13 protein-coding genes and 4 pseudogenes are annotated in these 21,519 nt (G+C 72.6%); 6 read left to right on the top strand and 11 right to left on the bottom strand.

Going from position 1 to position 21,519, the window contains the following annotated elements; all coding sequences use genetic code 11:
- The first annotated feature begins 341 nt into the window (after positions 1-341).
- Positions 342-1,556, top strand: coding sequence for an NADP-dependent isocitrate dehydrogenase (locus tag JNW91_RS19490; RefSeq protein ID WP_203176969.1), 1,215 nt, complete (start codon positions 342-344; stop codon positions 1,554-1,556).
- A 295-nt stretch (positions 1,557-1,851) separates the two neighbouring features.
- On the opposite strand, the gene galT is transcribed toward JNW91_RS19490, so the two are convergent.
- From galT to JNW91_RS19470, 4 genes and pseudogenes are all read right to left on the bottom strand, one after another.
- Complete coding sequence (gene galT / locus JNW91_RS19485) at positions 1,852-2,925, bottom strand: galactose-1-phosphate uridylyltransferase (protein WP_203176968.1); 1,074 nt, start codon at positions 2,923-2,925, stop codon at positions 1,852-1,854.
- The gene (locus JNW91_RS19480; protein ID WP_203176971.1) at positions 2,922-3,746 is read right to left on the bottom strand and encodes a DeoR/GlpR family DNA-binding transcription regulator; all 825 of its coding nucleotides are present in this window, start codon (positions 3,744-3,746) and stop codon (positions 2,922-2,924) included. The genes galT and JNW91_RS19480 overlap by 4 nt, the downstream gene beginning before the upstream one ends.
- Positions 3,747-3,860: 114 nt before the next feature.
- A pseudogene (cysC, locus tag JNW91_RS19475) lies at positions 3,861-5,389 on the bottom strand (adenylyl-sulfate kinase).
- 88 nt (positions 5,390-5,477) lie between these two features.
- Positions 5,478-6,995, bottom strand: a complete 1,518-nt coding sequence (locus JNW91_RS19470; RefSeq protein ID WP_238425305.1) for a glycosyltransferase family 2 protein — start codon at positions 6,993-6,995, stop codon at positions 5,478-5,480.
- Positions 6,996-7,231: 236 nt separating this feature from the next.
- Between JNW91_RS19470 and JNW91_RS19465 the strand changes: the two genes are divergently transcribed.
- The 5 genes from JNW91_RS19465 (at position 7,232) to JNW91_RS19445 (ending at position 11,468) form a co-directional block, all read left to right on the top strand.
- Entirely contained in the window at positions 7,232-8,146 is a 915-nt protein-coding gene (locus JNW91_RS19465; RefSeq protein ID WP_203176967.1) for an ABC transporter ATP-binding protein, read from the top strand.
- Positions 8,139-9,044, top strand: coding sequence for an ABC transporter permease (locus JNW91_RS19460; RefSeq protein WP_203176966.1), 906 nt, complete (start codon positions 8,139-8,141; stop codon positions 9,042-9,044). The genes JNW91_RS19465 and JNW91_RS19460 overlap by 8 nt, the downstream gene beginning before the upstream one ends.
- A complete protein-coding gene (locus tag JNW91_RS19455) occupies positions 9,044-9,955 on the top strand; it encodes an ABC transporter ATP-binding protein (protein ID WP_203176965.1) in 912 nt (303 codons plus the stop codon). The genes JNW91_RS19460 and JNW91_RS19455 overlap by 1 nt, the downstream gene beginning before the upstream one ends.
- A gap of 67 nt (positions 9,956-10,022) precedes the next feature.
- Positions 10,023-10,733, top strand: coding sequence for an ABC transporter permease subunit (locus JNW91_RS19450; protein ID WP_203176964.1), 711 nt, complete (start codon positions 10,023-10,025; stop codon positions 10,731-10,733).
- Between the two features lie 90 nt (positions 10,734-10,823).
- Entirely contained in the window at positions 10,824-11,468 is a 645-nt protein-coding gene (locus JNW91_RS19445; protein ID WP_203176963.1) for a hypothetical protein, read from the top strand.
- Between the two features lie 51 nt (positions 11,469-11,519).
- Here JNW91_RS19445 and valS read toward each other — a convergent pair whose 3' ends face one another.
- The 7 genes and pseudogenes from valS to JNW91_RS19415 form a co-directional block, all read right to left on the bottom strand.
- Positions 11,520-14,084: a valine--tRNA ligase gene (valS, locus tag JNW91_RS19440; RefSeq protein ID WP_203176962.1), complete on the bottom strand. Its 2,565-nt coding sequence runs from the start codon at positions 14,082-14,084 to the stop codon at positions 11,520-11,522.
- Between the two features lie 55 nt (positions 14,085-14,139).
- Positions 14,140-16,037, bottom strand: a pseudogene (locus JNW91_RS19435) (ABC transporter ATP-binding protein).
- Positions 16,016-17,854, bottom strand: a complete 1,839-nt coding sequence (locus JNW91_RS19430) for an ABC transporter ATP-binding protein (RefSeq protein ID WP_203176961.1) — start codon at positions 17,852-17,854, stop codon at positions 16,016-16,018. The pseudogene JNW91_RS19435 and the gene JNW91_RS19430 overlap by 22 nt, the downstream one beginning before the upstream one ends.
- A gap of 37 nt (positions 17,855-17,891) precedes the next feature.
- The gene (locus JNW91_RS19425; RefSeq protein ID WP_203176960.1) at positions 17,892-18,401 is read right to left on the bottom strand and encodes a methylated-DNA--[protein]-cysteine S-methyltransferase; all 510 of its coding nucleotides are present in this window, start codon (positions 18,399-18,401) and stop codon (positions 17,892-17,894) included.
- A pseudogene (locus JNW91_RS33965) lies at positions 18,398-18,775 on the bottom strand (DNA-3-methyladenine glycosylase family protein); the annotation flags it as partial. The pseudogene JNW91_RS33965 and the gene JNW91_RS19425, both read right to left, overlap by 4 nt.
- Before the next feature lie 81 nt (positions 18,776-18,856).
- Positions 18,857-19,879: pseudogene (locus JNW91_RS19420) on the bottom strand (bifunctional transcriptional activator/DNA repair enzyme AdaA); the annotation flags it as partial.
- Between the two features lie 83 nt (positions 19,880-19,962).
- Complete coding sequence (locus JNW91_RS19415) at positions 19,963-21,369, bottom strand: FAD-binding oxidoreductase (protein ID WP_203176958.1); 1,407 nt, start codon at positions 21,367-21,369, stop codon at positions 19,963-19,965.
- Positions 21,370-21,519 lie beyond the last annotated feature (150 nt).

Below are 21,519 nucleotides of genomic sequence, written 5' to 3'. Positions count from 1 at the left end.
GCCCCGAACGGCGTCCAGCCGATGACGGTCGCCACCCCGGTCAGCCGGGTCCAGTCCGCCTCGCGCAGCGCCGCGAGACCGAACACCTGCAACGGCCCGCGTCGGAAAGCTTCTCGGAGACGTCGATGCCGATCGCGGTGACACCGGTGAGCAGAACGTCGGCGCCCCGGATTCCGCCCACCGAGGGTGCGGCCCAGTGGCATCCGGCGATGGTGTCAGGCAACTTCTGCGCCGTGCAGCCCGGTTTCCGCCGGCCGGTCGAGGCCGACTGGGAGCCGCCGGCCCAATTGCAGTACGCTCGTACTGCTTGAGCACGTGTCCCCCGAGAGGAGCGCCGGCCGATGGCGAAGATCAAGGTAAACAACCCGGTCGTGGAGCTCGACGGCGACGAGATGACCCGGATCATCTGGAAGCAGATCCGGGAGCAGCTGATCCTGCCCTACCTCGACGTCGACCTGCACTACTACGACCTGTCGATCCAGCACCGCGACGAGACCGATGACCAGGTCACCGTCGACGCCGCCAACGCCATCAAGGAGCACGGCGTCGGCGTCAAGTGCGCGACCATCACCCCGGACGAGGCCCGGGTCGAGGAGTTCGGCCTGAAGAAGATGTGGCGGTCGCCGAACGGCACCATCCGCAACATCCTCGGCGGCGTCGTCTTCCGCGAGCCGATCATCATGTCCAACGTGCCGCGGCTGGTCCCCGGCTGGACCAAGCCGATCATCATCGGCCGGCACGCCCACGGTGACCAGTACAAGGCCACCGACTTCGTCGTCCCCGGTCCGGGCACGGTGACCATCACCTACACCCCGGCCGACGGCGGCGCGCCGATGGAGATGGAGGTCGCCAACTTCCCCGGCGGCGGCATCGCCATGGGCATGTACAACTACGACGAGTCGATCCGGGACTTCGCCCGGGCGTCGTTCCGGTACGGGCTGGACCGCAACTACCCGGTCTACCTGTCCACCAAGAACACCATCCTCAAGGCGTACGACGGCCGGTTCAAGGACATCTTCGCCGAGGTGTTCGAGAACGAGTTCAAGGCCGAGTTCGACGCCGCCGGCATCACCTACGAGCACCGGCTGATCGACGACATGGTCGCCGCCGCGCTCAAGTGGGAGGGCGGCTACGTCTGGGCCTGCAAGAACTACGACGGTGACGTGCAGTCCGACACCGTCGCGCAGGGCTTCGGCTCGCTGGGTCTGATGACCAGCGTCCTGCTCTCCCCGGACGGCCGTACCGTCGAGGCGGAGGCCGCGCACGGCACCGTCACCCGGCACTACCGGCAGTACCAGAAGGGCGAGAAGACCTCGACCAACCCCATCGCGTCGATCTACGCCTGGACCCGGGGTCTGGCCCACCGGGGCAAGCTGGACGGCACCCCGGCGGTCACCGAGTTCGCCAACACCCTGGAGCAGGTCATCGTCGACACCGTCGAGGGCGGCCAGATGACGAAGGACCTCGCGCTGCTCATCTCGCGCGACGCCCCGTGGCTGACCACCGACGAGTTCATGAACGCGCTCGACGAGAACCTGGCCCGCAAGCTCGCCTGAGCCGCGGACACCACACCATCGGAGCCCGTCGGCACCTGCCGGCGGGCTCCGGCGTGTCCAGTGCTCGACACGCGGTTGGCGTCACCGCGCCCGGCGCGCCTCGTTGACCAGAGTGGACGAGATGCCAGTCGCGTCCAGGAAGGTTGACTTCGGTCGCCTCGCGGCAATGCCTGCCGATCAGCCAGCCTTCCCGGCTGTGTCGTGCACAGCCAGCCGTCCCTTCCCTGCGGGGGGCCCTGTCCCGGGCCCCCCGCGCCCTGTTTCCCTCTCGGTGCGGCGGCGCTGACCGCCCGGCTCAGGCGGCGCGCAGCAGTTCGGCGGCCCGCTCGGGGGAGATGTCGTTGATGAAGACACCCATCCCGGACTCCGAGCCCGCCAGGTACTTCAGCTTGTCCTTGGCCCGCCGGATGCTGAACAGCTGTAGGTGCAGGTGGCCCAACTCCCGGTCGACGCGCACCGGCGCCTGGTGCCACGCCGAGATGTACGGCATCGGCATGTCGAACAGCCCGTCGAAGCGGCGCAGCAGATCCAGGTAGAGCGGCCCGAAGGCGTCCCGTTCGCCGTCGCTGAGCGCCGGGATGTCCGGCACCAACCGGCGCGGCGCCACGTGCACCTCGAACGGCCAGCGGGCCGCCGCCGGGACGAACGCCGTCCAGTGCTCGTTCTCGGTGACCACCCGTTCGCCGGAGGCGCGCTCGGCGGCCAGCACGTCCGCGTACAGGTTGCCGCCGGTCCGCTCGGCGTGCCGGCGTGCCGCGGACAGCAGCGCCCGGGTGCGCGGCGTCACGAAGGGGTACGCGTAGATCTGCCCGTGCGGGTGGTGCAGCGTGACACCGATCTCGACGCCCCGGTTCTCGAAGCAGAACACCTGCTCCACGCCGGGCAGTTCGCCGAGCACCTCGGTCCGGTCGGCGAGCGCGTCCAGCACGGTGCGGACCCGGCGCGGGGGGAGGCTGGCGAAGGAGGCGTTGTGATCCGAGGTGAAGCAGACCACCTCGCACCGCCCGAGGCCGGGGCGGACCGCTGTGAACGGGGTGATCTCCCCGGGTTCGTCGGCCACCCGGCCGCTCAGCGACGGAAACCGGTTCTCGAAGACGACCACGTCGTAGTCGGGGGCCGGGATCTCGGTCAGTCGGTCACCGACCGACGGGTCGAGTGGGCACTCGCTCGCCGGCGGGAGGAAGGTGCGGGTCTGCCGGTGCACGGCCACCGCCACCCACTCGTCGGTCAGTGGGTCGTAGCGCAGTTGGGACGCGGGGGGCGGCGGCGGCAGGTCACGGCGGTCCGGCTGGTCGCGTACGGCGTCGTCGCGCTCGTCGAAGTAGATCAGCTCCCGGCCGTCGGCCAGGTCGATCGCGGTGCGCTTCACGGCGCCGTCCCCTCACTCGTCGGCGTGCGCGTTCCGCGGCCCGCCCCCGTCGCCTTCACGATGATTAATTCACCCACCTGTTCGCCGAGTACCCGTCGCGCGGGCGGAGGCAACGCCTCGTCGCTGACCAGTACGTGTGCCGCCGCCAACTCGACGATCGAGGAGATGCCCACCGTGCCCCACTTGGTGTGGTCGGCGAGCACCACCAGCCGGTCCGCCGCCGCCACCAACGCCCGGTCGGTCTCCGCCTCCATCAGGTTCGGCGTGGTGAAGCCGGCCCGTTCGGTGATGCCGTGCACGCCCAGGAAGAGCAGATCCAGGTGCAGCGTCCGGATGGCGTCGACGGCCAGGGGACCGACCAGTGCGTCCGACGGTGTGCGCACGCCGCCGGTGAGCACGACCGTCTGGTCCGGCCGACCGCCGGCGTGCAGGACCTCGGCCACCGGCAGCGAGTTGGTCACCACGGTCAGGCCGGGCACGTCCACCAGCCTGCGGGCCAGTTCGGCGGTGGTGGTGCCGGCGGACAACGCGACCGCCGCGCCGGGCCGGACGAGCTGCGCCGCCCGGTCGGCGATGGCTGCCTTCTCCGGCAACTGCCGGACCGACTTGGCGTGGAAGCCCGGCTCGTCGGTCGAGCTCGGGCCGGCCGCCGTCGCGCCGCCGTGCACCTTGGCCAGCAGGCCGCGCTCGTGCAGCGCCTCCAGGTCACGCCGGATGGTCATGTCGGAGACGCCGAACTCGGTGGCCAGGTCGGTCACCCGGACACCGCCGGCGGACCGGACCCGTTCGAGGATGGCCGTCTGCCGCTGCTGAGCGAGCATCCGCCGTGCCTCCCCGGGGTCCACACGTACTCTCACGCGGTCGAACGTGTTCCAACAAAGATGAACACTATCGCGTGGCGGGTACCGGCGGAAGAAACGGGGGTGTGACGCCGCTCAGCTGGAGGGGATCTTCAACTCGACCCACCCGGTCTCGGTCAGATGCTGCAGCACGGCCTCCACCGCCTCCGGCACACTCACGTCGGTGGTGTCCAGCACCACATCCGCGTCGGTCGGCACCTCGTACGGGTCGTCGATGCCGGTCATGCCGGTGAGCAGGCCGGCGCGGGCCCGCGCGTACAGACCCTTGCGGTCCCGCTGCTCGCACACCTCCAACGGGGTGGCGACGTGCACCAGCACGAAGCCCGCCCCGGCGGTCAGGGCCATCTCCCGGGCGGTGGCGCGGGCCGCCGCGTACGGGGCGATGGGGCAGCAGATGGCCACCCCCCGGTGCCGGGCGATCTCGGCCGCCACCCAACCGATCCGCCGGACGTTGAGATCCCGATCCGCCTTGCTGTAGCCCAGCCCGGCGGAGAGCTCCCGGCGCACCACATCCCCGTCCAGCAGGGTCACCGTCCGCTCGCCGCTCTCCCGCAACGCGTCCGTCAGCCCACGGGCCACCGTCGACTTGCCCGAGCCGGAGAGCCCGGTCAGGAAGACCACCAGCCCGCGGTGCCGGCGCGCCGGCCGGGCCTTGGCCAACTCCTTCGCCACCGCCGGCGGTGTGTGCCACTCCGGCAGCGGGAAACCCCGGTCCAGCAGATCGTCGATCTCATCCTGGGTCAGCGCGAGGCGGCGGTTGCGCGGCGGGATGTCCTCCCGCCACCGCCACTGCCGTCCCGGTTGTCGTACGCCAGCTCGCGCGGCACCAGCACCCGCAGCCCGGCGCCGGAGAGCATCTCGCCGGTGGAGAGCAGGTGGGTGACCCCGTACGCGGCGGAGACCCGGGCGCGCAGCAGCGCGTCGTCGATCTCCTCCCGTCGGTGCGACAGCGGCACCGCGACCAGGGTGGCCGGCGGCATCCGGTCCCGTGCGGCGAAGACCGTGCGTACCAGCGCCTCCGGGGTGAGCCCACCGACGCCGCCCTCACCGACCGGGATCATCACCAGCAGGTGCGCGGCCAGGGTACGGGCGGCGTGGGCGATCTGGGCGAGCTGCGGCCGGTGCAGGGGCCGGTCGGCGATCACGCCGAGCACCCGACCCGGGGGCAGCAGCGCGCGCACCTCCTCCGGGCTGCGGCGCAACCGCTGGAACGGGCCGTGGCCACCGTCGCCCAGCCGCCGGACCTGACCGCCAACCCCCGCCACGCCCTCGCGCACCGGCCAGACGTCCGACACGTCCAGGCCGGCGACCGGCGCGCCCTCGCCGTCGGTCAGCACCAGCGCCCGGCGCGCCGGATCGCGCGGATCGAAGCCCTGGGCCAACGCGCTCGGCACCTGGAGGGTCACCGCGACCTGCCACGGGGTGCCGTCGGCCAGCCGGCCGCGCCGGCTGACCGAGACCAGGTCGGCGCGGGTCATGAAACCGGTCAGGGGGGCGTACGCGCCGGTCAGCAGCAGCTCAAGATCCGCCAGCTCACCGGGACGCGGCGTGTACGCCGGCGCGCCCCGGAGCACCTCGTCGGGCAGCACCCAGCCGTTGCTCATCCACACCCCCCACTCGCTGACCGGCACACAGTTTCGCAGCCGACCGCCAATCGGTCGAGGGCGCCACTCCACGACCCGGGCGGGCGGATCAGCCGCGGATCCGTCGGCCCACCGCCGACCGGACCCGGTTCCACACCTTCCGCTCGTCGCGGATGCGAGGCCGGGAGCCGTCGGCCCGGCAGACGAACACCAGCGGCAGCTGCGCGTCCTCGGTCCAGCCCGCGTTGGTGATCCGGGCCTTCAGCAGCCAACTGCCCCGCGTCCGGCCGCCGTTGAGGGCGCCGAAGTCGATCGTGGTGGTGGCCCGGTGCACCAGGTGGACGGTGTCCGCGCCGGACGTGCCGGTGACCCGTTCCGTCTGGAAGGTCACCGGCAGGAAGATCTCGTCACCGGTTTCCCGGCGGCGCGCGACCACATCCAGTCGGGCCTTGCGGACCTGGGCGGTGGAGTCGAGGACCTCCGGGTCGATCTCCTCCATGGGGAGCACCAGCACGTCCCGGCCGTCCTCGACGCGGAAACCGACCGGCTGGCCCGCGGAGCGCAGCTCGGCGGCGACCGTCACCGTGACGGCGCGGTCGGCGAGCTTCACGTCGTCGATCGTGCCGTGCGCGGCGATGCCCGCCTCCCACCGGGCCAGCCGACGCAGGTCCGCGACCCGGCCCCGCTCGGCCAGGTACGCCACGGCCCGCAGCAGGGGCGGCAGACCGGCCGCGACGCCCGGCGCGAACCGGTCCTGGATGACCTTCTGGGTCTCCAACGCGACCTGCTCCAGCCAGTCCTCCGGTGCGGCCAGCAGCCGCTTCCCGCGCAGTCGGTTCAGCATCTCGTTGCGCAGCCACCGCCGGTGCAGCCGGTCGCGCAGCGGACCCGGCTCGGTGTGGGCGTCCACGATGTCCAGCGCGTCCCGCACGCTCGCGAAGTAGCTCGACGGGTCCAGGCGGGCCGCGGTGACGTTGCGCGCGTCGCCGCGCTGCGCGTGGTGGTAGCAGGTGTAGTCGGACAGCACGCAGGTGCGTCGGGACAGGAAGTAGGCCCGCACCACCACCGAGTGGTCCTCCAGGCGCCGCTTGCCGCCCTCCGGGAACCGCAGGCCGTGATCGTTGAGGAACGAACGGCGGAACAGTTTGTGGCAGGTGAGGCTGTCGATCAGCGGGGAGTTCTCCAGGGTGGCGTCGAAGCGGTTCTTCCGGAACAGCTCCCGCGGCACCGCGCGCCCGTGCCCGGCCATCTTGCCGACCACCACGTCCGCGTCGTACGTCTTCGCGCAGTCGTAGAGCCGCTCCAGCGCCTGGTCGGCGAACCAGTCGTCGTCGTCGGCGAAGAAGACGTACTCGCCGCGGGCGTGCTCGATGCCCAGGTTGCGCGGGCGCGACGGCCAGCCCGAGTTCTCGATGTGCAGCACCCTGATGTGCGGGTGCTGGGCGGCGAGCCGGTCCAACCGCGCCCCCGTGTCGTCGGTCGATCCGTCGTCGACGAAGATCGCCTCGAACTCGTCGACGGGCAACGACTGGCGCAGCAGCGAGGCGGCCAGCTTCTCGATGTGTGTACCGCAGTTGTACGCCGGCACCACGACACTCACCTTGGGCACGCCCACCTCGACCATCATGATCCTTCCCGCGTCGGCGGTCGCACGACCGCCGCAACACTGCCCGGTGAACGGGAAGTGAATCGTGCCACCTCGGAGAGGCCTTTCCCGAAGCGGGGTCCGGCCGAACGCGGGACCGGCGGAAACGTTCCCGACACCCCGGCGGGGGACCCTAGGGGTCAGGTCCGGCAAGGATCAGGGGGGTACCGGGGGCGAGCCGGTGTCCCCGGTGCGCATCGACTCCCTACGCTGGGCACGTGACACTGATCGCGACCCAGTCGCTCACCAAGACGTACGGAGGTCGGGTCACCGCGCTGACCGACCTCACCGTCGCCGTCGAGCCCGGGATCATCGGCCTGGTGGGCGCGAACGGCGCCGGCAAATCCACGTTGATCAAGATCCTGCTCGGCCTGATCGCCCCGACCAGCGGTCAGGTCTCGGTGCTCGGCATCGACCCGACCGCCGACCCCACGGCGGTCCGCGCCCGGGTCGGCTACATGCCCGAGCACGACTGCCTCCCGCCGGACCTGTCCGCCGCCGAGCTGGTCACCCACCTGGGCCGGATGAGCGGCCTGCCCCGCACCGCGGCTCGCGAGCGGGCCTCGGAGGCGTTGCGCCACGTCGGCCTGTACGAGGAGCGCTACCGCCCGGTCGGCGGCTACTCCACCGGCATGAAGCAGCGCGTGAAGTTGGCCCAGGCGCTGGTGCACGACCCCGACCTGCTGCTGCTCGACGAGCCGACGAACGGGCTGGACCCGGCCGGGCGGGACGCCATGCTGGCGCTGGTGCACCGGATCGGCACCGAGTTCGGCATCTCCGTGCTGGTCTGTTCGCACCTGCTCGGCGAGGTGGAGCGGATCTGCGACACGCTCGTCGCCATCGACGGCGGCCGGTTGCTGCGCGCCGATCACATCTCCGCGATGACCTCCGCCACCGACGTGCTCGCCGTGGAGGTCAGCGAGGGCACCGAGGAGCTGGCGGCCCGGCTGGCCGCGCTCGACCTGCCGGTGGCGCGCGACGGCCGGCTGCTTCTCGTGCCGCTCGCCGACGACGGCACCTACGACCTGATCCTCGGCGCGGTCGCCGAACTGGACCTGCCGCTGCACCGACTGGACCAGCGCCGGCACCGGGTGGCCGAACTCTTCGCAACGAGGGAGCTCACCCATGCCTGAGCCGTCAACCGCCGCCGTGCGCTCCGCGCCGACCGGCGTCATCCACGACATCGGCTACCAGCGCTACAAGGGCACGAGGCTGGGCCGCCGACACGTCTTCGGCGCGCTGTACCTGCACGGGCTGCGTACCACGTTCGGGTTCGGGCGCAGCGTCAAGGCCAAGATCTTCCCGTGGCTGGTGGTCGGGATCGTCACCCTGGTCGCGGTGGCCCTGGCGGCGGTACGCAGCCAGATCGGCGAGCCGGTCGCCACGTACGCCCAGTTCGCCGACGCGATGAGCTGGCTGGTCATCTTCTTCGTCGCGGTGGCCGCGCCCGAGCTGGTCTCCCGGGATCTGCGCAGCGGGGTGCTGCCGCTGTACTTCTCCCGACCGCTGCCGCGCACCGACTACGCGCTGGCCAAGCTGCTGGCGCTGGTCACCGCGCTCTGGCTGCTGCTCGGTGGGCCGCAGCTGGTGATGTTCCTGGGTGCCGCGTTCACCACCAAGGAGGGCATGGGGGGAGTCTGGAACGAACTGCTCGACCTGCTTCCCGGGCTGCTCTACGCCGGCCTGTGGGCGGTGGTCTTCGCCTCGATCGGGCTGCTGGTCGCGTCGCTGACGGGCAAGCGTGCCTTCGCCGCCGGCGGCGTGGTCGCGGTCTTCCTGATGACCACCCCGATCGTGGGTGTGCTGAGCATCCTGCCGTCGCGGACGGCCAACGAGTTGGCGGGGCTCGCCTCGCCCTCCACCCTGGTCCAGGGGGTCGGCATCTGGTCGTTGGGCGACCTGCTGGTCGAGGGCGATCCGGGCGAGATGACGATCGGCGGGTTCGGCCCGGTCTACGCCCTGGCCGCGGTGCTGCTGGTCGCCGGCGCAACCGCCCTCCTGCTGGCCCGCTACCGGAAGGTCGCCTCCTGATGAGCACGCTGAGCCTGACCGGGGTGTCCCGGTGGTACGGCAACGTGGTCGCGGTCAACGACATCAGCATGGCCCTGGGGCCGGGCGTGACCGGGCTGCTCGGCCCGAACGGCGCCGGCAAGACCACGCTGCTGCACATGATGGCCGGGTTCCTGTCTCCGTCGCGCGGCACGGTCACCCTCGACGACGAACCGACCTGGCGAAACCCCGACGTCTACCGGCGGCTGGGGCTGGTCAGCGAGCGGGAGGCGGTGCAGGGCTTCCTCACCGCGTACGAGTTCGTGCTGGCCAGCGCGAAGCTGCACCGGCTGGCCGACCCGGCGGCGGCGGCCCGCCGCGCGATCGACCTGGTGGAGCTGGAGTCGGCGCAGGACCGCCGCATCGGCACGTACTCCAAGGGCATGCGCCAGCGTGCCCGGGTGGCCGCCGCGTTGGTGCACGACCCGCAGGTGCTGCTGCTCGACGAGCCGTTCAACGGGATGGACCCGCGCCAGCGGCTGCACATGATGCAGTTGCTGCACAGCCTGGGTGACGCCGGCCGGACGATCCTGTTCAGCTCGCACATCCTGGAGGAGGTCGAGCAGGTCTCCGGGACGGTGCAGGTGATGGTGGCGGGCCGACTGGCCGCCTCCGGGGACTTCCGGACCATCCGCCGGCTGATGACCAACCGTCCGCACGTCTTCGCGGTGCGCTCCACCGACGACCGGGCGCTGGCCGTGGCGCTGATCGCCGAGCCGTCGGTGAGCGGCGTCGAGTTGGACCGCACCGGTCTGACCGTGCGCGCGGGCGACTACGGCGCCTTCACCCGGGCACTGCCCCGGATCGCCCTGAACCGGGGCATCCGGGTGCGTCAGCTGGTGCCGTCCGACGAGTCCCTGGAAAGCGTCTTCTCCTACCTCGTGGAGGCCTGACCGGTGAGTGCGAGGAGTGAACGAGCGCAGCGAGTGAGCCCCGCAGTCACGAACGAAGGAAACTGACATGTCGACCATTACCTGGATCACCGCGCGCGGGCTCTTCGGCCGGCGTCGGTTCCTGCTGCTGCTTCCGCTGCCGCTGGTGCTGCTCGGCCTGGCCGTGCTCTGCCGGTCCCTCGGAGTGGATCCCGGGCAGTGGGGGCCACCGGTGCTGGTCGGCCTCGGCCTGGCCGTGGTGCTGCCGGTCGTCGCGTTGATCATCGGCACGGGCGTGCTGGGCGCGGAGATCGACGACGGCACGGTGGTGCACATCCTGACCAAGCCGCTGCCGCGCTGGCAGATCGTGCTGCCCAAGCTCGCGGTCGCCGCCGGGGTCACCGCGGTCACCGTCGCGGTGCCGCTCTACGTCGCGGGCGTGCTGGCCGATTCGGTACGCCTCGGTCTCGCGCTCGCGGCGGCGGCGGCGCTCGGCGCGCTGGCGTACTCGGCGCTGTTCCTCGCCCTCAGCCTCGTCACCCGGCGGCCGGTGCTGCTCGGCCTGGTCTACGTGCTGATCTGGGAGGGCCTGCTGGGCAACTTCGTCAGCGGCACCAAGGTGCTCTCCATCCAGCAGTACGTGATCGCCCTCGCCGACCGGCTCGCCCCCACCGGGCTGCTGGAGACCAGCGTGTCGGTGCCGGTGGCGTCGGTGATGACCGCGCTGGTCAGCATCGGCTTCACCGTGCTCGCCATCGACCGCCTGCGCTCGTTCAGCGTGGCCGGCGAGACGAGCTGAGGGTGCGCTCCGCTGTTCCGGCCAGCCACCGCCCGGCGGTAGTGCTGGCCGGATGGACGGCCCGGGGCACGGCGGACCACCCTGGTGGGCGTGAGCGTCGAAGCGGAGCGGATGTCGTTGTCTGACCCGTACTCCCGGAGCAGCCGGCCCTGGCTGACCAGCCTGGCTGTCGCCGGGCTGGCCTGCGCCACGGTCGCGACGGCCGCCCAGGGCAGCGGACGGTTCCACTGGTGGGCCGTTTTCATCCTGATCCCGGCCGCGTTGATCGCCGCCAGCGGCGGTCCGCTGCTGGCCCGGGGCGGCGGTCGGGCCTTCGCCGGGTACGTCATCGCCTGCGTCGGCACCCTGAAGTTCGCGGTGGGCGCGCTGCTGATGTTCGGCGTGATGGGTCGAGGATGGCCGCTGCTGGTGGTGCTGCCCTGCCTGGCGGTCGCCGGCACCTACGGCTGGCGGGCGGCCCACCCGCTGGCTCGCGGCCTGCACCGGGCGGTGGCGCTGCTCGCGCTCACCGCCGCGTTGCTCGGTCTGACCCTGCAACTGATCCGGGTCGAGCTGATCCACCTGAAGACCGGCTGGTGGGGTGTGTTCCTGATGCTGGCCGGGGTGATAGTGCTGGGCAACGCGGTCGAGCTGACCCGGCACCGGATGCCGTACCGGCTCCAGGCGATCACGCTGCTGGTCGGGCCGGCCGTGGTCGCGATCCTGCTCGGCCTGCGTTTCCTGCGCGGCTGGTGACGACCCGTCCGCCGCCGCCCCGGCGGGGTGGGCGGCGGCGGACGGGGATCATCAGAAGGCGCTGGCGATGACGAGCTCCGGGGTGCGGTCCGGCAGCAGGTCGAGTTTGCCGATCCGGCCGGCCGCACGCAGGTCGTCGGCGACCAGGGTGAGCTGTTCCAGCAGCGCCGCCGGACCGAGCGCCTCGGCCAGCGGCACGTCGGCCTTCATCGACAGCTTCCGTTCCGACTTGGCCCGCCGCACCTGGCTCAACGCGTCACCGGCGAGCCGCAGCAGCGCCGGATCACCCGTTCCCTCGATCGTCCGGTCCACCTCGTACGTGGTGGGCCACGGCGCCCGGTGCACCGAGCCGTACCGCCACCACGACCAGACCTCCTCGGTGACGTACGGCAGCACCGGGGCGAACAACCGCAACTGCACCGACAGCGCCGCGGCCAGCGCCGCCCGCGCCGAGTCGGCCGCCGCTCCGGCGCCGTACGCGCGTTCCTTGACCAACTCGATGTAGTCGTCGCAGAACCGCCAGAAGAACGCCTCGGTCACCTGCAACGCGGTCGTGTGGTCGTACGCGTCGAAGGCGGTGCTCGCCGTGCTGACCACGGTGGCCAACTCGGCGAGCATGGCCCGGTCCAGTGGGGTCGTCGCCGGGGCGCGCAACGCGTCCGCCGCGCCCAGTCCGAGCGCGAACTTGGACGCGTTGAGCAGCTTGGTGGCCAACCGCCGCCCGACCTTGATCTGCGCCGGGTCGAACGCCAGGTCCGTGCCGGGCTTGCCGCTCGCCGCCCAGTAGCGCACCGCGTCCGAGCCGTGCTGCTCCAGCAGCGCCAGCGGGGTCACCACGTTCCCCTTGGACTTGGCCATCTTCTTGTGGTCGGGGTCGAGGATCCAACCCGACAACACGGTGTCCCGCCAGGGCAGCACCCCGTGCTCGAAGTGCGACCGGATTACGCTGTCGAAGAGCCAGGTCCGGATGATCTCCTGCCCCTGTGGGCGGAGGTCCATCGGGAAGACCCGCGCGAACAGGTCCGGGTCGGTCTCCCAACCGCCGACGATCTGCGGGGTCAGCGACGAGGTGGCCCAGGTGTCCAGCACGTCCGGGTCGCCGATGAAGCCACCCGGCCGGCCGCGCTGGGCCTCGTCGTAGCCGGGCGCCGGGTCGGTGGACGGGTCGACCGGCAGCGCGGACTCGTCCGGCGTGAGAGGGTGGGACCAGTCCGGCTCGCCAGCGCCGTCGAGCCGGTACCACACCGGCACCGGCACCCCGAAGAAGCGCTGCCGGCTAACCAGCCAGTCCCCGGTCAGGCCGCCCACCCAGTTGTCGTAGCGGTGCTTCATGTGCGCCGGCACCCAGTGCAGCTCCTCGCCCCGGGCCAGCAGCGTCGCCCGCAGGTCGGCATCCCGGCCGCCGTTGCGCAGATACCACTGCCGGGTCGAGACGATCTCCAGTGGCCGGTCGCCCCGCTCGTAGAACTTGACCGGATGGGTGATCGGGCGCGGCTCGCCGACCAGGTCGCCCGAGTCGGCCAGCATCCCGACGATCTCGCGGCGGGCGGCGTTGACGGTCTGCCCGGCCAACGCCGCGTACGGCTGGGCCGGCACCCCGGCTGGCGGTTCGAGCAGCAGGCGGCCGTCCCGACCGATCACCACCCGGGTGTCCAGTCGCAGCTCACGCCACCAGGTCACGTCGGTGAGGTCGCCGAACGTGCAGACCATGGCGATGCCGGTGCCCTTGGCCGGGTCGGCGAGCGGATGGGCGTACACCGGCACCTCGACGGCGAACAGCGGGCTGCGCACCGTGCCGCCGACCAGGTCGGCGTACCGCTCGTCGTCGGGGTGGCAGACCAGCGCCACGCAGGCCGGCAGCAGCTCCGGTCGGGTGGTGTCGATGAGCACCTCGCGCCCGGCGGGCGCGCTGAACCGCAGCCGGTGGTACGCGCCGGGCCGCTCCCGGTCCTCCAGCTCCGCCTGGGCGACCGCGGTGGCGAAGCCGACATCCCACAACGTCGGCGCCTCCGCCTGGTACGCCTCGCCGCGCAGCAGGTTGCGCACGAACGCCCGCTGGCTGGTCGCCCGGGCCACCCGGCCGATCGTCGTGTACGTCAACGACCAGTCCACCGACAGCCCGAGCCGCCGCCAGAGCGCCTCGAAGACCTGCTCGTCGGCGACCGTCAGCTGCTCGCACAGCTCGATGAAGTTGCGCCGGGAGAGCGGGGTGGGGTCACGGCGTGCCGCCTCGTCGACCGGCGTCGCCGGTGGCCGCCACACCGGGTCGTACGGCAGGGCCGGATCGCAGCGCACCCCGTACACGTTCTGCACGCGACGTTCGGTGGGCAGACCGTTGTCGTCCCAGCCCATCGGGTAGAAGACCGCCTTGCCGCGCATCCGCTGGTACCGCGCGACGGTGTCGGTGTGCGTGTACGAGAACACGTGCCCCATGTGCAGCTCGCCCGATACGGTCGGCGGCGGGGTGTCGATCGCGTACACGTCGACGCGCTTCTTCGCGCGGTCGAACGCGTACGTGCCCTCCTCCTGCCAGCGTCGCGCCCAGGTGTCCTCGAGCCCGTCCAGGGACGGACGTTCGGGGACACCGGCGCGGGCCGTCCTCGCCGTGTCGGTCATCCTGCGATCGTAGGCATCACCAGGGGGTCGAGCCACGTAGTTGCGGATCGCCGGGTCAGACCAGCGAGTCGCGCCACTGGCGGTGCAGGGCCGCGTACCGGCCGTCCGCCTCGGCGAGCACGGCGGGCGGGCCGTCCTCGACGATCCGTCCACCGTCGATGACGAGCACCCGGTCGGTGGTTTCCACGGTGGAGAGTCGGTGGGCGATCACCAGGGCGGTGCGGTCGCGCAGGATGGTGCCGAGCGCCCGCTGCACCAGCCGCTCGGTGGGTACGTCCAGCGACGACGTCGCCTCGTCCAGGATCAGCACGGTCGGGTCGGCGAGGAACGCCCGCGCGAACGCGACAAGCTGCCGCTGCCCGGCGGAGAGTCGGCCACCGCGCCGGTGCACCTGGGTGGCGTACCCGTCGGGCAGCGCGGCGATGAACTCGTGCGCGCCGATCGCGCGGGCGGCGGCCTGCACGGCGGCGTCGTCGGCGCCGGGCCGGCCGAACCGGATGTTCTCCGCCACGGTCCCGCTGAACAGGTGGTTCTCCTGGGTCACCAGCACCACGGCGCGGCGCAGGTCGGCGTCGCCCACGTCGCGCAGGTCGACGCCGTCCAGTCGGACGGTGCCGGTGTCGGGGTCGTGGAACCGGGCGACCAGCTTGGCGATGGTCGACTTGCCGGCGCCGGTCGGCCCGATCAGCGCGACGGTCTGCCCGGCCGGCACGGTCAGTTCCAGCCCGGCGAGGATCGGGGTGTCCGCGCGGTAGCCGAACGAGACCGCCCGGAAGGCCAACTCGCCGCGACCGGGACCGGCCGGCAGCGGCACCGGTCGGGGCGGCTCGGCGACCGCGGGCGGCTCGTCGAGCACCCCGGCCAGCTTCTCCAACGCGGCGGTGGCCGACTGGAGCGAGTTGTAGAACTGACTCAGCTCCTGCATCGGCTCGAAGAAGCGGCGCACATAGAGCAGGAACGCGGCGAGCACCCCGACCTCGGTCCGTCCGCCGAGAACCCGCCAGCCGCCGTAGCAGAGCACCACCGCGACGGTGACGTTGCCGACCAGCTTGATCGCGGGGGAGTAGGTGGCGATCAGGCGGAACGCGTGCAGGCTGGTGCGCCGGTAGTCGTCGCCGAGCGCCACGAAGATCCGCTGGTTTCGCGGCTCCCGGCGGAACGCCTGCACCGCCCGGATGCCCCGCATCGACTCGACGAAGTGCACGATGACCAGCGCGACCGCCTCACGGGTCGCCGGTACGCGCCGGCCGATGCCCGGGCGAACCAGCGGGACAGCCAGAACAGGAACGGGAACGCGAGCAGCGTCACCGCGGCCAGCGGCAGGTCCAGCCAGAGCAGGATGGCGGCCACCGACAGGATCGACAGCGCGGCCAGCACCAGGCTGTCGATGCCACCGTCGACGAGTTCGGCGATGGAGTCCAGGTCGCTGGTGAGCCGGGAGACCATCCGACCGGACGTGTACCGCTCGTGGAAGCCCACCGACATTCGGAGGAAGTGCCCGAACACCCGCTGTCGCAGGTCCAGCAGGACGGCCTGGCCGATCCGGGCGGAGAGGGTCAGGAAGCCCCGGCGGGCCGCGTACTCACCGACGGCGGCGGCGGCGAACGCTCCCGCGACGGCGGCCAGCGGGACCGGGTCGCCGGCCCGCAGCGGCGCGATGCCCCGGTCGATGCCGACCATCACCAGATACGGGCCGGCCATCGCGGCGGCGTTCTGCGCCAGCAGCAGACCGACGGCGGCGGCGAGCCGGCGTCGGTGCGGGCGGAGCAGGTCGGCCAGGAGGGTGCGGCTGAGTCGGCGCAGCCGTGCCACCGCCTCGGGGCTGCTGTCCTCGGCCCGGCTCCGATCGGCCTCCGGGTCGGTGGCGGTCCCGCGCCAGCGGGTCAGCTCCGGCTCGTCCCCGGGTGGTGGATCGGCCTGTTCCGGCACCGTCACGAGCGCACCAGCCCCCATCCGTCCGGGGTGGACGCGGCCGGCGGTGGCTCTCCGGCCGGCGGTTCGGCGGCGAGCAGGGCCCGGTATGCCGGCACGGTGGCCAGCAGGTCGGAGTGCCGGCCGATCGCCGTGATCCGCCCGTCGTCGAGCAGGGCGACCCGGTCGGCGAGCGCGATCGTCGACGGGCGGTGCACGACCAGCAGCGCGGTGCTGCTGCGCAGGACCCGCCGCAGAGCCGCCTCGACAAGTGCCTCGGTGTGCACGTCGAGGGCGGACAGCGGGTCGTCCAGCACCAGCAACGCCGGATGGCCGAGCACGGCCCGTGCCAGCGCCAGTCGCTGCCGCTGCCCGCCGGAGAGCGACAGCCCCTGCTCACCCACCCTGGTGGCCAACCCCCACGGCAGGTCGTACGCGAATTCCGCCTGCGCCAGCGCGAGCGCTGCGCGGACCTCGTCGTCGCCGGCGTCGGGGCGCCCCAGGGTGAGGTTCTCCCGGACCGACATGGAGAAGAGCGTCGGCTCCTCGAACGCCACCCCGACCAGCCGGCGCAGCGAGTCCAGCCGGAGGTCGCGCAGGTCGTGCCCGTCCAGGGTGATCCGGCCCCCGGTCACCTCGTGCAGCCGGGGCACCAGGGAGAGCAGCGTGCTCTTGCCGCAGCCGGTGCCACCGACCAGGGCCAGCGTCTCACCCTGCTCGATGGTCAGGTCGACCTCGCGCAGCACCGGGGCGGTGGCGCCCGGGTAGCGGAACGAGACCCGCTCGAAGCGGAGCCGGCCGACGACCGCGTGGCGGGGCAGCACGAGGGCGTTGGGCGCGTCCACGATCTGCGGTGGGGTGTCCAGCACCTCCTGGACCCGGTCGGCCGCGGTGGCGGCCTCCTGGCCGTTGGCGATGATCCAACCCAGCGACTGCACCGGCCAGATGAGCATCAGTTGCAGACTCACGAACGCGACCAGCTCACCGATGGTGAGCGCGCCCCGCGCGGCGGCGGCCGCCCCGGCGACCAGCACCACGCCCAGGGTCACGTTCGGCACCAGGTCGAGCAGCGCCGAGGTGTTGGCCAGCAGCCGGCCCTTGGCGACGCCCGTGTCGTGCAGGGTCCGGGCCCCACCGGCGAAGCGGGCGGCCAGCTCGGGCCCCCGGCCGTACGCCTTCATGGTGCGCAGCCCCTGCGCGGTCTCCTCGACCAGGGTCGCCACGTCGCCCTGCTGGTCCTGCATTCGGCGCGACGCCGCGTGGTAGTGCCGGCCGAACCGACGGCTGATCAGCAGCAGTGGCACCGCGCTGGCCGCGACCAGCAGCCCGAGCGCCGGGTGCAGGTGGACGAGCAGCGCCACGACCACCACGTAGGTGGTGAGGTTGAGCAGCAGGAAGAACACGCCGAACGAGAGGAACCGGCGGATCACCGACAGGTCGCTGGTGATCCGGGAGAGCAGTTGGCCGGACTGCCAACGGTCGTGGAAGCTGGTCGGCAACGTTTGCAGATGGGCGTAGACGTCGGCGCGCAGCGCCGCCTCCATGCCCACCGCGGACGAGGACTGCACCCACCGGCGGATGAAGATGAGCACCGCCTCGGCCACGCCGAGCAGCAGCGCCAGGACTCCGAGCTGGATCAGCCCGGCGGGCTCGTGTCGGGCCACCGGCCCGTCCACCACCCGCTGCACCACCAGGGGTACGGCGATCCCGGCCGCCGTGCCGGCGAGCCCCGCGACGAGCAGCCACACGAACTCGGCGGCGAACGGGCGCAGGTAGCGGCGCAGCCGCCACAGGTTGTGCGCGGGGTGGAGGCCCGCGGCGACCCGGGCGGCCGGGTTGCCGTCGTTCTCCGCAGGCACTACCCGACGGTAGCGTCAATAGCTGTCGATGCCGGTGTCAGCTTGTTGTCAACCGCCGCTCATGACCGAGAAGCCACTTCTTCACGTCCAACCCCCAGCGGTAGCCGCCGAGCGTGCCGTCGGTGCGCAGCACCCGGTGGCAGGGCACGAACAGCGCGACCGCGTTGCGGGCGCAGGCCGCCGCGGCGGCCCGCACCGCCGGCGGTCGACCGGCCAGCGCCGCGTACCCGGTGTAGGTGACCGGGGAGCCCGGCGGCACGTCGCGCAGCACCTGCCAGGCGTGCGCCATGAACTCGCCGCCGGAGCGCTGCCGCACCGGCACCGCGTCGATGGCGGCCAGGTCACCGTCCAGGTAGGACCGGACGGCCGCGCTGATCGGGCCCAGGTCGTCCCGCTGCCGCAGCGGGGCTCGCAGCGTCGGGTGGACCAGAGGCAGCAGCGCCGCCGGGTCCGGGGTGAAGCCGGCCGCCCGCACGTCGCCGTCCGGGCCGGCGAGGATGCTCAGTGGGCCGGCCGGGGTGCTCACTACGGTGCTGTCGATGCTCATGCCGCTCTCCAGAGTCTGATCGTGGCGTAGGACCGCCAGGGGCGCCAGCGGTCGGCGTACGCGTCGAGGGTCTTGGGGTCGTCGGGCAGGCCGAGTGCCGCCGCGCCACGGCGGACGGCCAGGTCGGTGCCGAGGAAGGCGTCCGGGTCGCCGAGGGCGCGCATGGCCAGGTAGCCGGCCGTCCACGGGCCGATGCCGGGAAGCGCCAGCAGCCGCCGTACGGTCTCCTCCCGGTCGCCGCCCGGCGCCAGGTCGACGGTCCCGTCCACCACCGCCCGGGCCAGCGCCCGCAGGGTCCCCCGCCGCCCGATCGGCATCCCGAACGCCGCGTCCGGCAAGTCCAGCAGTTCCTCCGCGCCCGGAAACCCGCGCAGCCATCCGCCCCGGTGATCATGAGGTTGGTCCGGGGTCTGGTCTTCGTCCGGTCCGTACACCTCGTGATCGTTGCGGGAGGTCAGCAGGCGGGTGAGGGTCGTTCTCGCCGAGGTGACGGAGACCTGTTGGCCGATGATGGCGCGGACGGCCATCTCGAACCCGTCCACGGCCCGGGGGACGCGGATACCGGGTTCGGCGGCGACCGCCGGCGCCAGCGCCGGGTCCGCCGCGAGCGTGCCGTCGACGGCTACCGGGTCCGCGTCCAGGTCGAGCAGCCGCCGGCAGCGGGCCACCGCCGGCGCCAGGTCGCGCAGGTCGGCCAGGCGCAGCGTGGCCGCCACGTACCCGTCCGCCGGGGTCAGGGCCACCTGGCCGGCACCGTGCGGCAACCGCAACCCCCGGTGGTACGTCCCGTCGCGGACCTCCTCCACGCCGGGCAGCGCCCGCAGCGCGAGGAAGTCCAGCAGCGCCCGGGCGTGCAGCGGCGGGCGGTACGCCAGCCGGAGTGAGATGGTCCCCGCGCCGGGCGGCGCCTGGTGCCGGCCGCGGGCCGCGCGCAGCTGGGACGGGGCGCTCGCGTACACCTCGCGGACCGTGTCGTTGAACTGCCGCACGCTGCCGAAACCCGCGGCGAACGCGATCTCGGCCATCCCGAGGCCGGTCGTCTCGATCAGGATCCGGGCGGTCTGCGCACGCTGGGCGCGGGCCAGCGCGAGCGGACCGGCGCCCATCTCGGCGCGCAGCATCCGGTGCAGGTGCCGCTCGGTGTAGCCGAGCCGGGCGGCCAGCCCCGGTACGCCGCTCCGGTCGACCACCCCATCGGCGATCAACCGCATCGCCCGGCCGACCACGTCGGCGCGGACGTCCCACTCGGGGGAGCCGGGTGCGGCGTCCGGCCGGCAGCGGCGGCAGGCGCGCAGCCCGGCGCCCTGTGCCGCGGCGGCGGAAGGGAAGAACCGGACGTTCTTCCGCTTGGGGGTGGTCGCCGGACAGGACGGCCGGCAGTAGATCCCGGTGGACGTCACGCCGGTGTAGAACCAGCCGTCGAACCGCTGGTCACGGCTGTCCACGGCCCGGTAGCACCGCTCGAAGTCCATCTCCACGTCACCGATGATGCCCCGCCCGGTGGTGCGTCGGCTGGCGGGAATCGGACCTGAGCGTGGGTCGCCGGTGGGCCGGCCGGCGATCAGCGGCGGCGCCGGTGCGGCTGGCCGGACCGGGTGGACTGACGGGACCGGTTCGACTGGCCGGATCGAGTCGGCTGGCCGGAGCGAGTCGGCTGGCCGGTCAGCAGGACCGAGCGGAACACACCGTCCGGGTCGTACCGCTTCCACAGCCGGCGCACCCGGGCGCCGGTCTCGCCCGGGTAGATCCGGGCGAACGCGGCCGGGTTCGGTCGGCTCTCGAAGTTGACGTACTCGCCGTCGGCGCGGGCGCCAGCGGCCCGCCAGGCGGTGTCCAACGCCGCACCGCCCTGCGGTGCGAACGTCGAGGCGATGACCAGGGTGTTCTGGTGCCGGTGCGGGTAGGCCGTCGCGTCGGCGGCGACGTCGTTGACCGCCCCGCCCAGCGAGCGGAGCTGGATCACCGCCCGCCCCGGGCCGGTCGCCGCCCGTGTCACGGCCCGCGCGCCGGCGTCGTCCAGGTCGGTGAACAGGCCGTTGGTGGTCGTACCCCGCTGCTGTCCGACGTTCGGGTGCAGGTGCGCGGTCGGCACCAGCGTCGGGTAGGGCAGCAGGTCGGTCCGGTGTTCGAGCACCTTGCCGATGGCCAGCAGCGGTTCCACCACGGGGCGGACCCGGCGCAGGCTCTCGGCGGCCACCACGGCGGTGATGGACATGAGCGCCGAACGGCCCTCGGCGAACAGCACAGCGGCGGCGGACAGCTCCCGGGGGGCCCGCGCGAGGTAGCTCGCCCACTCCCGGACGGTACGGCCGTCCGGGTGCGCCTCGACGACCAGTTGCGCCACGCCCACGTTGCGCTGCTCGGCGGCTTCGATCTCGAACGCCACCACGATCCCCGCCCCGGCGCCGGCGCCCCGGACCAGCCAGAACAGCTCCGGCTCGTGCTGTGCGTCGGCGCGTACCAGCGTCCCGTCCGCGAGCACGACCTCCACCGCGCGGACGCGGTCGATGGTGAGGCCGTGGGCGCGTACCAGCCAGCCGACGCCGCCGCCGGTGGCCAGTCCACCGACGCCGACGTTGCCGTGGTCGCCCGAGCTGATCACCAGGCCGTACGGCGCCAGCGCCTTCGCGACGTTCGCCCAGCGGGCACCGGCCTCGACCCGGACCAGCCCGGCCCGCTCGTCGAGCACCTGCACCCGGTTGAGCATGGACAGGTCGATGACCACGCCTCCGTTGTTGGACGAGGCGCCGGAGAGGCCGTGCCCGCCGCTGCGTACGGCGATCGGCAGGCCCTGCTCCCGGGCGTAGCGGATCGCGTCGACCACCTGCCCGGTGGTCTTCGGCAGCAGGACGGCGGCCGGCGATGCCGGCGTGGTGTACGTCGAGCGCAGCTGCGCGTACCGACGGTCGCCGGGTGTGACGATCTGCCCGGTGAGTGAGTCGGGCACCCGGGCCAGAGTGTCGGTCATAGCTGCCTCCCGTGTTCGCTCACCCGCGATCGGAGGCGACGGACTGAATCACCCCACCCTCCCACCTCAACCACCCCCTCCCGCCACGGTGATCAAGAGGTTTGCGTCACGGCACGCCGTGCCCGATGACGCGAACCTCTTGATCACCAG

The organism is Micromonospora parastrephiae (genome assembly GCF_016802865.1).
In the GTDB taxonomy this organism is placed as follows: Bacteria; Actinomycetota; Actinomycetes; order Mycobacteriales; family Micromonosporaceae; genus Micromonospora; species Micromonospora parastrephiae.
This window is presented reverse-complemented; position numbering and strand designations above follow the sequence as displayed.